This is a genomic window from Stenotrophomonas sp. YJH_SMC_29 (assembly GCF_059371235.1).
In genome coordinates, this window is the sequence record NZ_JCAFUK010000007.1 from 98,059 (window position 1) to 110,533 (window position 12,475).

Sequence of the window (12,475 nt, forward strand, 5' to 3'; positions counted from 1 at the left end):
AAGAACACAAGGTAATCAGATGAAATACGAAGAGCTGTCCAGGGCAGCGCTCATCAAGCTGCTGCAAGAGCACGATGCCGAACGCGCTGAAGCAGGGAGAGATGGCATCGTCTTGACCTACAGTGGGCGCACAGCTCCTTGGCAGATCGTTCGTCAGGTCAAGCCTCGGATGTTTGACTTCAACAAGCGCGCTTCCGTGGGCAGCGCTGACGAGGAGTGCGTTAACGAACTCTGGGATGGCGAGAATCTCGCCACCATGGTCACGCTTTACAAATATCGTGGCCAAGTGGATCTGGTGCTGACGGACCCGCCATACAACACCGGCGAGGACTTCCGTTACAACGACAAGTGGGACAAAGATCCCAACGACCCGGATATGGGCGATTTGGTGGCCAAAGACGATGGTTCGCGCCACAGCAAGTGGCTGCGATTCATGACGCCTCGTCTTTGGATGATGCGAGAAATGCTCAAGCCTGGTGGCGTCATCGCCATCTGCATCGATCATCGAGAACTCTACAGGCTGGGGATGTTGATGGATGAGATTTTCCACGAGGAGAATCGCATTGGCATCATCAATTGGCAGAAGTCATACTCTCCCAAGAGCGACGTAGGTGGAAAGAAGGGGGGCCTCTCCACCGCGACGGAATACGTTCTTGTCTATGCGAAGGATATTGAGCGGGCGAAGACTGGGCTTCTCGACCGAACTGAGAAGATGAATTCGCGCTATCGAAATGACGATGGTGATCCGGAAGGGGATTGGACTGCTGCTGACGCCACTGCCCCCGAGTATCGAACGACCGGAACCTACGCCATTCAATCGCCTTTCACAGGAAAGCTTTACTACCCCACAAGAGGACACTGGGTCTTCGAACGAGCCGAAATGAAGCGCCTGCTCCAAGGCTGGGGTAGTCAATACGTGTCCCACAAACTGGATGACGAGTGCGAGGCGAGCGCTCTTGTAATTAAAGGTTGTGCCTTTGCAAATGGCGAGCCGGTCTCTGATCAGGTATGCCTTGAGCGTGCAAGAGAGAAGGCGTTTGCTATTCGGAATGGAAGTGTCTGGCCGGGTCTCGTTTTCACGGATGGCGGTGAAGGTGGGCCTCGAGCAAAAAAATACCTTGCCAAAGTGAAGAAGGGTAAAGTGCCGCTCACATACTGGGCGAATGAGGACTATGAAGGTCTTCTAGACTTGGGCGTCCAATCATGGGATCACGCCGAATCCGGCCATAGCCAGGCTGGTATCAATGAGCTGGATTCTATTGTGGGCAAAGGTCATGGGTTCCGAACCGTGAAACCCTTGCGTCTGATGAAGAAGATTATTCAGATTTGGTGCAAGCCGGACGGAATCGTGTTGGATCCCTTTGCTGGCTCTGGCACCACGGCAAATGCGGTGTTGGAGCTCAACAAGGAATCCGACGCCAACCGCCGCTTTATTCTTGTAGAGCAGGGCAATGACGAGAAGGGCGATCACTACGCCAAGACCCTTACGGCTGACCGCATCCGGCGCGTGATCACTGGGAAGTGGAAGTCTGGGGATCGTGAGCCGTTGGGTGGAGGCTTCCGCTACTTCACGCTTAAGCGTGAAAAAGTGGACGCCAACGGCGTGAATGCCCTGGCGCGCGAAGAAATGATGGATCTCCTTTTGGTCAGCTATTGGGATCGCAATGACAAGGCCAAATCCTATCTTCGTAGGTTGCCTGTCGGCGGGCACAAGCACCTCTTTGCTGTGAATAGCCGCAACGAAGGCTTCTTCTTGGTGTGGAGCGCTCCAGATCAGCCCTCCATCCTGACGCGGACTGTGTTCAAAGAGATTGTGCAAGAAGCAAAGGCGGTCGGTTTGGCGGGGCGTTATCACGTCTACGCCGCCTTGGCGCCCTACACGGGCAGCGACATCGAGTTCTATCAGATCCCGGACAAAGTTCTGGAGCACATTGGCTTTAACGCCCGCGCGGACGCTTACAACAACGATGGTGGCATGGATGCAGATTGAGCTGAAACCGTTCCAGGTGCGTGCAGCCCAGCAAATCGCTGGCCGATACGCCTTCTTTGCGGGCCACCCTTACCGACCGGTCTACAAGGGCAAGCTTCCTCGTCCGTTCTATCAGGCGCTGTCGGCTATCACGGGCGCAGGTAAAACGCCGGTGCTGGCCGAGGCCGTCACGTTGATGCGCATGCACATGGCCGTTGAGCCCATCGTGTTTTGGATGAGCAAAGCCAAGTCGGTTGTCCAGCAGACGTATACAAATTTTTCTGGCGGCGGAAAGTATGCCGAGCTCGTTGACGATTTCCGTGTCATCCGGGCGGCGCAACTGGAACCCAACCTGATCTCGGATGGGAGTTCTCCCCTCATCGTGATGGCCACGACTGGGCTCTTTAACAATAAAGAGCAAGCCGACGGGGCGTTGAACATTTACAAGAAGGATCAGGATCTTTTCGGTGACCAATCGCCTTGGGAGCGCTTGATCGCCCGTGACGCCGGTGGGGTTCGGCGGCCGTTGGTCGTCGTCTACGATGAAGGCCACAACCTGTCCGAACAGCAGACCCAGATCTTGGCCGAGCTGGAGCCGGAGGCCTACCTCTTGGCCAGCGCGACGCTCAAGCTTCCCGCGAATTTTGCCAAAACGGTGCTTGCGCCCCAGGAAAGCTGGGTCGATGAGGCGGGCGAGGATGAAGCCAGTCTTGAGCGTTTTGCGCTGTTGGCAGCGGTTGACGGGAAGGGCGCTGCCGACGCCACTGCATTTGCCATCACCGAGGTGGACAGCAACGCGGTCATCAAGGCTGAGCTGATCAAGACTTCCATTCAGTTCGACGGCACCACTGCGCCGATGGAACGTTGCTTGGACGATCTCCACGATCGGCTTCAGTTGATTGAGCAAGAAATTCAGGGCCGGGCGCTGGGGTTCACACCGAAGGCCATCTATGTGTGCAAGACCAACATCACCGACGACGGTGATAAGGACGATCACACCAAGCCCTTTGAACACCGTAATGCGCCGCCGATCCGCATCTGGCGCTATCTGGTTGAACAGAAGAAAGTGGATCCGGCCAAGGTGGCCATTTACGCCGACCTGAAGTTCTCCGATGGCAACAAGCCAGATGAGTTGAATTTGTTCTCAAAGGGCGAGAGCGACTTCGACGAGTTCCAGGCCGGCGACTTTCAGCACATAATTTTCAACCAAGGCTTGCAGGAAGGTTGGGACGATCCTGCTTGCTACCTTGGCTACATCGATAAGTCGATGGGTTCTCAGATCAAGGTTGAGCAGATCATTGGCCGCGTTCTGCGCCAATACGACGCCAAGCATTACGATTCACCGTTGCTCAACAGCGCCCATTTTTTCTTGCGTGTGGACAAGAAGAACGTGTTCACCGAATCGATCGAGGCCGTGCGGGCCAAGCTCCAGGAATCTGGAGCAGCCATTGAGATCGTTCATACCTATGGCGGTGGGGATGGCGGCTCAGAAGATCTCGCCCCCAAAGAGGGGGTTTCCGTGCTCCTTCACCAGGTCCATGCGGATGCCGACGACGCAGTGGGTGCCATTGCCCAGTTGGTAGCGCAGTTCCCCACCTTTAAGGAAGGAGAGATCGATACTCAGGGCGACGCGCACAGCAAGACCGAGACGGTGGACATCTCTGACTTGGCTAAGGAGATCGGCCACGACTGGACGGCCAGTGGGCACGCGAACCGGGTGCGGCTGCGTTGGCTGGTGAGCAACGCCATCCGTGGGCGCTCTAGGTCCGCATTGGCCGTGGTAGACCTAAAGGCTTCCAAGTTTGACGTGAGGGTGGAAGCCGGTAGCAACGCCGCAGCTGCAGCTGACACCCTGGCTAGGGAGATCGTGTCCACCTACTACCAGCTGACCTCGCTGGTGTATGAATCCGAGCTGGAGTTCACGTTCTCGACCATGCGCGTGCCGAAGAAGGCGCAGGCCTTCGAAAACGGCCTCTATCCGCGATACGCAGGCCTCAACAAGTTTGAAGCACCGTTCGCCGCCGCCTTGGACAAGGCCGGACACACATGGCACCGGAACCCAAGCAATGGCGGTTTCCGTATTCCGCTGTTGTCGGAGGGGGACAGTGCTTCCTTCTCGCCGGACTTCCTGGTCTGGAAGGGCAAGTATGTGTTCTGCCTGGACACCAAGGGCTCGCACCTGCTCACCGATGCCGTGGCTCGCAAGCTGTTCGATATCCAAGACGAGGGGGCGACCAAGCTGTTGACCCGCTTCATTTCCGAGGGCAAGCAAACCGCGATCGGTGGCAAGGCAACAAAGGATGGCTACACCGTCTGGAAGATGAAGAACGGGTCGCCCACTCCGATCCATGTGTCTAATCTCGACCAAGCTGTGAAGGAATGTTTGAAGCCTTAGTAATCTGGCCTAGACATGTCCCAGGACTAGGGAATGCTGTCTCACATTGGAGAATGCTGGATGAGTGAAGCGGATCTTGTATGCGAAAGCGTCGAGTGGGTGAGGCGCGAACTGCGTGACCTTATGGGTAAGCAAAAGAAGGAACGTCCGTGGCTCAACTGCCCTACCGAGCGTGAGTGGGCCTTGCCAAGCTTTGGGATCCGGAAATGTCTGAGACGGAGTGGGCCCACGTTTTGAAGGTCCTGCGCCCGATCCTCGAGGAGCCAGAGCGGCAGCGCAAGCGCATTTTGGAGGTGCTCGGCGGTGCTGCAGCGAATCCAAATGAGAAGCCTCGTCGAAAAATGTAGAACCTGCATGCGGCCGTTGTTTCCTGCTCTGGCGATCTGAAAGGTGAAGATGGCAGCCAATTTCAACCAAATTCTGATCGTGGATTCCCTCCCGGAAGGCCAACTCAACACCGCAGCCCGCCTGTTCGCGGATGCCCAAGACTGGGCGCGGGTGATCGGCGACGTTCCTCACATCGCCAGCGTTCGCATCCCTTCCAGTGGAGCGTTCCTGGATCTGTTGGCCCAGCTGGCTCAGCAAGCGGCCAGGGATGCCTACGTTCCTTTGCTGCACATCGAGTGCCACGGCCGGGAAGAAGGGCTGGAGTTCGCAGACGGATCCGGGTTGACGTGGGACGAGGTGAAGCCGGCTTTCGTCACCCTCAATGTGGCCACCCGCTTGAACCTCATTGTAGTGGTCGCCGCATGCCATGGCGGCGCGATTGCTGGTTTTGTTCGCGCCGAGCACCGCGCGCCCTTCTGGGCATTCCTGGCTCCGAAGCGACAGATATCTGCAGGTGATCTGGAGGCGGCTCTGTCTGCGTTCTATCAAGCACTGCTCATGACACGATCGTCAGAGCGTGCGATGGACGCCCTCCGCGCAACCCCTTCTGGGCAGGAATTCTGGCAGCTGAGCGCGCAAACCATTTATCGATTGATAGTGGAGGGCTACGCAGAACGCCACCTCACGCAAGAGGCGGTTCAGCAGCAGGCGGAACGTCTGCGAGCCCGCGCTGCCGCGCATGGCGCGGTTTGGGCACAAGCTCAGATTGAGGCCATGATCCGCGACCCGGGAATCTTTGAAGGATTTCGCCGAGAGTTCTTCATGGTAGATCTGTATCCCGACGACGCGGAGCGCTTCCCCGCCGTGGCGGCTTAGCTCCGAGTCCGCGCGCCAACAGGTCATCTGACCCGCACCAACTGATCCCACCGGGTCGTGTAAGCCGGCGACAAGTTTTTCTGGTTCATCGCCCACACCGGCTTGGCCAGCGCTGGCCCCTTCGATCGCCAGGCCGAGGACGCCATGCCCATGGTGCCCCGGCCGAACTTCGCATTCGCCTGATCCATGACCTTCATGAGCGCTTGCGAGCGGGGGTCGATGCCGGCGAAGAGGTCGCCCTGGTGGACGTCTCCGTGCGTGAGGTCGAGCAACCCCACGCCGGCTTTCTTGTAACGGTAGCCGGTCTTCCACATGGCCTTGGCCAACCCTTGGGCGACCAGCAGCACTTCGCGCGTGTCACTCGTGGGACCGATGAAGTTGAACGCCTTGCAGGGGTGATACTGCGCCGCGCTGGGCTTGAAAGGGTTGGTGTTGAGCCACACCCACACCCCACTGGCCTGCAGCGAGCGCGACCGCAACTTCTCGCATGCCCGCTGGGCGAACGTGGACACCGCTTGCTGGAGGTCTTCCAGCGAGGTGACTTCCTGGCCGAACGAACGGCTCACCACGATCTGCTGCCGCTCCGGCTCCACTTCCTCCAGGTCGCTGCAGACAACCCCCTGCAGCTCCCGTTGGGTGCGCGCCAGGGTCACGCCGTATCGTGCCCGCAGGGTGTCAGGATCAGCGCGGGCCAGGTCGGCCGCGGTGAGGATGCCTTCCGCGCCCAGCTTGGCCGTCAACTTGCGCCCCACGCCCCACACGTCTTCCACCGGATAGGTTTCCAGTTCTGGCGAACCGGGCAGAGCCGTGACCACCCCATTCGGGGTTTTCTTGGCCAACTTGTTGGCCAGCTTGGCCAAGGTCTTCGTGGGACCGATGCCAACGCAACACGGGATGCCCACCCACTGGAGGATTTGGGCACGCGCCTGGCGGGCCATCGCCTCGCGTTGCTGCGCCGGCACACCGTCGAACGTCACGAACGATTCGTCAATGGAGTAGACCTCCACGCGCGGGAACCACTCCCGCAGCACGGACACCACGCGACCCGATAGATCGCCGTAGAGGCCGAAGTTCGCGGAGAAGATTCGCAGCTGCCGGCGGATGTGGGGCGGCACCTCGTGGATGGGCTGGCCCATCTTCACCCCCAGATCCTTGCACTCCTGACTGCGGGCGATCGCGCATCCATCGTTGTTAGACAAGATACACACCGGCTGGCCGCGCAACGACGGGTTGAAAACCCGCTCGCAACTGGCGTAGAAATTGTTGCCGTCCACCAAACCGAACATCACGCGTTCTCAAGAGACTCGATGCGCAAGCGCGTGGCCAGGGCATACGTTGGGGCGTTGTGCGGGGCAAAGAGCTTGATTCGAACGGCCATCCCTTTGCTGCCATCCTCACCTTCCAGTGGGATGTCCTGGAGCAGGTGCATTGAAGGGCGGTCGGAGGGTAGGGGATCTTGTTCTGTGCATCCGATCCAGTTCTTGGCGTCGGAGCGCGTGCCTAGGATGATGGGCACCAAGGGACTTTCCTCCAGAGGGAACATGCCGTGAATGGCTACGTGGTGGCCATGGGCGATCTTGGCGAGCATTCGCACGAACGCCCATATATCCATGCGGTCATGGAACCGAACCCCCAGGGCGGAGTGCTCGCGCAGCACGTCGCACTGTCCGACTCCAAAGGTGAGGGTATCGATGGCGAACACCTCAACGTCGTTTACAGTGGGTGATGGTGGCCTCTGGGGATTGAGGAATGCCGGCAACACGAAAACCGGCAAGTGCATCACGTGCATGGCCTCATGAAGCGGAACATCCGTTTCCGCGAGCGTCTCGTCGGGGTGAATGAGTGTCATGGGAACCGTGGCAGGGCGCTCGCGTTTGTGCGCCTTTCTCCCCTTGATGCCCAATGCGTGTCGGCCACGGTCCATGAAGCCGCGCAACACCCGCATTTCGACCTGCGATGTGAGCTTGGCGCAGGCTTGGCAGCTGGCCTCGGGCAGCACTAGGGTGCCGCCTAGGCCTTTCGGAATGATGTGCTCTTCAGTCAGGTTGACACCGGTGGTCCCGCAGTAGATGCAGGTGCCGACCGGGGCGAGCCGCAACGTGTGCGGTGCCTTGGGGCGTGCGCCATCCATCACCGGCGCCATTGTTTGCGGAAGGACCAGGTCACAACGCCCCACACGTCGAGCTCCACGTCCTCCGGGACGACGATGGGGGCGTTGGCAGGGTTGCCCGAATGGAGCTCGTAGCGCCCGGCGCGCAGGCGCAGCTGCTTCACCGTGAAGCCGCCTTCCCAGCACACCATGACGATGTCCCCTTGGCGGGCGGTGAGGGAGCGATCGACCACCAGGGTGTCGCCCGGGAAGATGCCGAACTCGACCATCGAGGTGCCCGTGTCCGCTTCGACGTAGAACGTGGCCACTGGGTTTCGCACCACGCGCTGGTTGAGGTCCAGCACGTCCTGCGAGCCGTAGAAGTCTTCAGCAGGCGAGGGAAAACCGCACGTGACCCGCACCGGCAGCAGGAGCAGCGGCAGGGGAGTCGCGTGGAGGTTGGCGGCGCCCAGGTAACCGGGCGGAAGCGTGGTGTCGAGCATGGCGGTAGTCTCTACAAGTCAGAATCACCCGGTGAGACGCACCGGGGAGACAGGCTAGCCCCGCTTCCAGACCCTCGTCATTTAGTATTTCGCTGAACGGGCCCAACCCCTTGTCACTGCGAGGGTGGGCGGGGCCGTGAAACCGATGGGGCGGTGCGCGGGGCCGGTTCCACGCGCGGGAAAGGGAGAGGGGATGCCAACTTGGAAGCCATCGCGGCTGCGGAGCTGGTTGTTCAGCGGGAGCGGCTGGATCTTCAACTCAGACGGGGACGCGTTCGAGCTGTCCCTCGATCGTGGCCGGCGCGTCGTGAAAGGCCCCTTGATCCTCATACACTCGCTGGAGTGCAAGCCGCGGCACAACTTCTCCACGACGCTCGAGTGCCACTTCCACATCATCGGAACCGGTTGGGTGGTCGGGGAAGGTCTGGGGGAGGACAAGGCCGAGGAGCTCCAGCAGTTCGTGCGGGAGGAAGTGACTGGCAGCCTGGCTCACTACGGATCCCGCGCCATCAAGATCCTGGACCCTTGGCAGCGGCAGGTGGATCAGCGGTTGGAAGCGGTGAATGAGGTGGATCCGGCCTTGCTGGAGCAACTTAAGGCGACCATCCCTTCGCCAGCGGCGATTGGCTTGCCCACTTGGGGAGCGCTGCTCGATCACCCGGCATTGGCTAAGGAGCGCAAGAAGAAAAACAGCTTCTACCCGACGCTCGACCAAACCCCCGAGGCTTACTTAGAGGGCGTGGACGAGCGCCGCCGCCGTGCCGTGTTCACCAAGGCCTTGGCAGCTTGGGCGCAGCGGCAGAACGCGTGGGTAGGCGAGCAGGGCTGGATTGGCCGTCGCCGCCGGCGAGCGCGCCTGGCCGACGATGCTCCTCCGGTGCTCCAAGGCGTGCAGTGGATCGATGCCACGCCACCGTCCTACCACCCTACGGCAGAGGCCTGGCTGGTCCGGTTGGTGGACGCGCACAACGCCGCTTTTGAGGCACACCAGATGGAGGCCAAGCGCTCGTTCTTCGAGCGGGTGGAGTCCAACCCCCTGACCGAGGAGCAGGCCAAGGCAGTGGTCTGCATGGACGACGAGCTGCTGGTCGTGGCCGCCGCCGGCTCGGGCAAGTCCTCCACCATCGTGGCCAAGGCCGGCTACGCGCTGGAGGAGGGGCTCTGCGCACCGGAAGAAATTCTTCTGTTAGCTTTCAACGCCGACGCGGCCGACGAGCTGCGCCAACGGATTGCCAAGCGGCTGGGTCACCTGAACGGGGCCGAACGCATCACTGCCAAGACCTTCCATGCGTTCGGTCTGGAAGTCATCGGCGCGGCGACGGGAAAAATGCCTACCCCGGCGCCCTGGTTGAGCAGTGGCAAGGACGAGGCCTTCATCGGTCACCTGGCCGATGAGCTCTGCGCTGAAAATCCGACGTTCGCGGCGCAGTGGGATCTCTTCCGATTGCTCTATTTCAAGGACGTGGGGCGATGGGACGCGCGCGAGGAACCGGAGGACTACGACCCGGAGAGCCAGCGAAAGCGCGGCTTTCGCACGCTGCGCGGGGAGATCGTCAAGAGCAAGTCCGAGCGCCTCATCGCGGATTGGCTGTTCCTCCACGGTGTGAACTACCGTTACGAAGAGCCGTATCCCCACGACACCCGCACCTCCACCAAGCGGCAATACCGCCCGGACTTCTACTACCCCGACATCGACGTCTTCCACGAACACTTCGCGCTCAATGCCAAGGGCGAGGCGCCTCCGGCCTTCAAGGATTACCTGGAGGGCGTGCATTGGAAGCGGCAACTCCACCGTGACCAAGGAACGCGACTGTTCGAAACAACCGCGCACGGCCTGCGCACCGGCGCCGCCCTGGCCGCGCTCAAGGACTTGTTCCAGTCCAAGGGCATCGACCTGGTGTTCGATCCTGACCGCGTCCCTCCGGACACGAACCCAGTGTCTCCTCAGGCTATCGCGAAAGTCTTGCGCGTGTTCCAGCAGCACATGAAGGGCTCGCGGCAATCGGCCGAGCAGGCCCGTGAACGCATCGACACCCTACCGGGTGCTTTCGTGCCGCGCATGGAACTGTTCCTCGACCTCTACGAAGAAGTCGCCCAGCGCTGGGAAGACCGGTTGGCCGCGGACGGTCTGGTGGACTTCGACGACATGCTCAACCAGTCCGCCGACCACATCATCGCTGGCCGCTTCCCCTGCAGCGTCAAGATGGTCTTGGCGGACGAGTTCCAGGACACCTCCCGCGCGCGGATGCGTTTGCTCCAGGCAATCGTTGACGCCAGCGGTGCGCAGTTCACGGCGGTGGGCGATGACTGGCAGAGCATCTATCGGTTTGCCGGCGCCGACCTGGCGATCATGTCGGGATTTCAGCAGGCCCATCCCCACGCGGCCGTTCGGCACCTCTCCCAGACGTTCCGGTGCCCTCAGGCGTTGTGTGATCTCACATCGGAGTTCGTTTCAAAGAACCCGATGCAGTTGGCCAAGAAGGTGTCCACCAGCAACCCATTGAAGGGACCCCGGGTGAGTGTGATCGCGCTGCCCACGGTGGAGAACATCCCCGGACGGTTGAAGGCCAGCCTCCAGGCGCTTTACGACAAGCTGCCCGAGCCTGGCGACACGAGGCCTCTGTGGTCCGCGCTTATCCTGGGCCGCTATCGCAGCGACAAGCCCAGGGAGCTGGAGGTATGGCGACGGAGGTTCGGCGACAAATTGGATCTCCGATTCCTGACGGTCCACCGGGCAAAGGGCCTGGAAGCAGATTTCGTGATGCTGCTCAACGTGGTTCAAGGCACTCTAGGATTTCCGAGCCAGGTCCAGGACGATCCCATTCTCCAGCTGGCCATGCCCGAGCCGGAGACTTTCGAGTTCGGCGAAGAGCGCCGCCTGTTCTACGTGGCCCTCACCCGTGCGAAGCGTTCGGTCGTGGTCTACACCACTCAGCACCAACCTTCCCAGTTCCTGGTGGAGCTCCAGAAAAATCACGGCGTGGAAATCGTAAGGGCGGAAGGGGAGCCTGCGGAAGCCTGCCCGGTGTGTGGTCAGGGCGTGCTGGTGGAACGCGTCAATCGCACCACGAAGGAAATCTTCTACTCCTGCAGTCGTTTTCCCCGGTGCCCGCCGACCAAGGAAGATTGACGTGTATCAGGGCGCGTGAACGGGTCGCAGCGCATGGTGGTCGAGAAGATCCAGTAGCACTTCAGCAACAGCGGATGCAGCTTCGGCCCAGTCGTCGTCTTCGCCGAGATAAGTTTCCTCCAGCGGGTCTTCCTTGCCGCCATGGAAAAGGTTGTTTCTAACGCGTCGCATCGCAACGGCCAAGGCTTCGGCGTCGTTGTGGGGTAGGTTGACGGGCTGGTAGGCCGCTCGTGGTCGGCCCGCCTGGTCGAATTCGATTCGCTCCCTTTTCGGCCGATTGCGTGGTGGTGCAAGCAGCATTCTCTGCGCGGGAACGGGAACGAGTGCGACGAATGCTTGCCCCATCCGCGCCACCGCTCGATCCACCTTGTTCCAGTCCACGTCTACCACCGGAACGGCGGCAGGTGATGGCGAGGCGCTGAGACGCACATCGATCTCCAGTGAGCCGATCTTGAATGTTTTCCAGATGGGCGGCTTGGGAGTCCTCGCCTGAAAGAATTCGCTGGTCTGCTTGAGCTGGAACTCAAGCATTCCGAAGGCTTTCAACAGCCGATAGGCATTGTCGGGTGATACGGGCATGGCCACATCGTAGCCCAGCCTACTGCTACCCCGCAGCTTTCCACGGGCGCCCCTGCCGGGCAGCAATGATGGAGCGGCAACGAAGGGAGAGCTGTCATTCTCCCTTCGTTCTCCATTGCGGTGTCTGACTGCTTATCGGCGTCGCACCTTGGCCACCCCCGGAGGGTGCCATTTCCCCTTGGCTAGGCGCTTCTGAACGAAGGCGCGGTAGGCCTCGGGGGAGGGCGGGGACTTCCGTTTGTGTCTACGCGTGTTGCAGAGCCAGCAAGCAGCGGCGATGTTGCCGGCCACGTCCTTGCCGCCGTCCTGTTGGGCCACCAGGTGTTCGGCGGTGCAGCGCAACGGATTGGCCGTGCGTGCGGGCAGGCCGAAGGGTTTCAGTTCATCGGGTGAGGCGTTCCACATGGGCAGGCTGCAGTAGCAGCAGCGGCCCTTCTGGGCGTGGAATGCATCGGTTCTTAGGCGTTGGAGTTTGGGCATGCTTAGTCTCGGGAAAAACAGGAAATAGCTTCCCGACGTCTCTAGGCGAGAACGCTTCGGGCACCTGTTGCCTTGAGCTAAGCAGGCAATACACCGGGGGTAAGTTCCCACGCGGCAGGGGAGTTAT

At 60.6% G+C, this 12,475-nt stretch carries 9 protein-coding genes; 4 read left to right on the forward strand and 5 right to left on the reverse strand.

Features of this window, described 5'->3' with window-relative positions:
• Nucleotides 1-19: 19 nt before the first annotated feature.
• The 3 genes from AC5P9I_RS09740 to AC5P9I_RS09750 all read left to right on the forward strand — a co-directional run bounded on the left by AC5P9I_RS09740 (nt 20) and on the right by AC5P9I_RS09750 (nt 5,567).
• Nucleotides 20-1,990 (forward strand): site-specific DNA-methyltransferase, encoded by a 1,971-nt coding sequence (locus AC5P9I_RS09740; RefSeq protein ID WP_481527136.1) that lies wholly within the window; start codon nt 20-22, stop codon nt 1,988-1,990.
• Nucleotides 1,980-4,364, forward strand: coding sequence for a DEAD/DEAH box helicase family protein (locus AC5P9I_RS09745; RefSeq protein ID WP_481527135.1), 2,385 nt, complete (start codon nt 1,980-1,982; stop codon nt 4,362-4,364). Before AC5P9I_RS09740 ends, AC5P9I_RS09745 begins: the two co-directional genes overlap by 11 nt.
• A gap of 396 nt (nt 4,365-4,760) precedes the next feature.
• Nucleotides 4,761-5,567: a hypothetical protein gene (locus tag AC5P9I_RS09750; RefSeq protein ID WP_481527134.1), complete on the forward strand. Its 807-nt coding sequence runs from the start codon at nt 4,761-4,763 to the stop codon at nt 5,565-5,567.
• A 23-nt stretch (nt 5,568-5,590) separates the two neighbouring features.
• On the opposite strand, the gene AC5P9I_RS09755 is transcribed toward AC5P9I_RS09750, so the two are convergent.
• The 3 genes from AC5P9I_RS09755 to AC5P9I_RS09765 are packed head-to-tail and all read right to left on the reverse strand — an operon-like array spanning nt 5,591 to nt 8,159.
• Nucleotides 5,591-6,853 carry a Y-family DNA polymerase gene (locus AC5P9I_RS09755; protein ID WP_481527133.1) on the reverse strand — a complete coding sequence of 421 codons (1,263 nt, stop codon included), beginning with the start codon at nt 6,851-6,853 and terminating at the stop codon, nt 5,591-5,593.
• A complete protein-coding gene (locus tag AC5P9I_RS09760; RefSeq protein WP_481527132.1) occupies nt 6,853-7,698 on the reverse strand; it encodes an HNH endonuclease in 846 nt (281 codons plus the stop codon). Before AC5P9I_RS09760 ends, AC5P9I_RS09755 begins: the two co-directional genes overlap by 1 nt.
• Nucleotides 7,698-8,159 carry a LexA family protein gene (locus AC5P9I_RS09765; RefSeq protein WP_481527131.1) on the reverse strand — a complete coding sequence of 154 codons (462 nt, stop codon included), beginning with the start codon at nt 8,157-8,159 and terminating at the stop codon, nt 7,698-7,700. Before AC5P9I_RS09765 ends, AC5P9I_RS09760 begins: the two co-directional genes overlap by 1 nt.
• Before the next feature lie 193 nt (nt 8,160-8,352).
• Between AC5P9I_RS09765 and AC5P9I_RS09770 the strand changes: the two genes are divergently transcribed.
• Entirely contained in the window at nt 8,353-11,289 is a 2,937-nt protein-coding gene (locus AC5P9I_RS09770) for a UvrD-helicase domain-containing protein (protein ID WP_481527130.1), read from the forward strand.
• 6 nt (nt 11,290-11,295) lie between these two features.
• On the opposite strand, the gene AC5P9I_RS09775 is transcribed toward AC5P9I_RS09770, so the two are convergent.
• Together AC5P9I_RS09775 and AC5P9I_RS09780 are read right to left on the reverse strand one after the other, a co-directional pair.
• Entirely contained in the window at nt 11,296-11,868 is a 573-nt protein-coding gene (locus tag AC5P9I_RS09775; protein WP_481527129.1) for a hypothetical protein, read from the reverse strand.
• A 132-nt stretch (nt 11,869-12,000) separates the two neighbouring features.
• Nucleotides 12,001-12,348, reverse strand: coding sequence for an HNH endonuclease (locus AC5P9I_RS09780; protein ID WP_481527128.1), 348 nt, complete (start codon nt 12,346-12,348; stop codon nt 12,001-12,003).
• Nucleotides 12,349-12,475 lie beyond the last annotated feature (127 nt).

Bases quoted from the DNA above. Each gene is read 5' to 3' on its own strand.
- AC5P9I_RS09765 (WP_481527131.1), bottom strand. From the start codon at position 8,159: ATGCTCGACACCACGCTTCCGCCCGGTTACCTGGGCGCCGCCAACCTC.
- AC5P9I_RS09745 (WP_481527135.1), top strand. From the start codon at position 1,980: ATGCAGATTGAGCTGAAACCGTTCCAGGTGCGTGCAGCCCAGCAAATC.
- AC5P9I_RS09755 (WP_481527133.1), bottom strand. From the start codon at position 6,853: ATGTTCGGTTTGGTGGACGGCAACAATTTCTACGCCAGTTGCGAGCGG.
- AC5P9I_RS09760 (WP_481527132.1), bottom strand. From the start codon at position 7,698: ATGGATGGCGCACGCCCCAAGGCACCGCACACGTTGCGGCTCGCCCCG.
- AC5P9I_RS09770 (WP_481527130.1), top strand. From the start codon at position 8,353: ATGCCAACTTGGAAGCCATCGCGGCTGCGGAGCTGGTTGTTCAGCGGG.
- AC5P9I_RS09775 (WP_481527129.1), bottom strand. From the start codon at position 11,868: ATGCCCGTATCACCCGACAATGCCTATCGGCTGTTGAAAGCCTTCGGA.
- AC5P9I_RS09780 (WP_481527128.1), bottom strand. From the start codon at position 12,348: ATGCCCAAACTCCAACGCCTAAGAACCGATGCATTCCACGCCCAGAAG.
- AC5P9I_RS09750 (WP_481527134.1), top strand. From the start codon at position 4,761: ATGGCAGCCAATTTCAACCAAATTCTGATCGTGGATTCCCTCCCGGAA.
- AC5P9I_RS09740 (WP_481527136.1), top strand. From the start codon at position 20: ATGAAATACGAAGAGCTGTCCAGGGCAGCGCTCATCAAGCTGCTGCAA.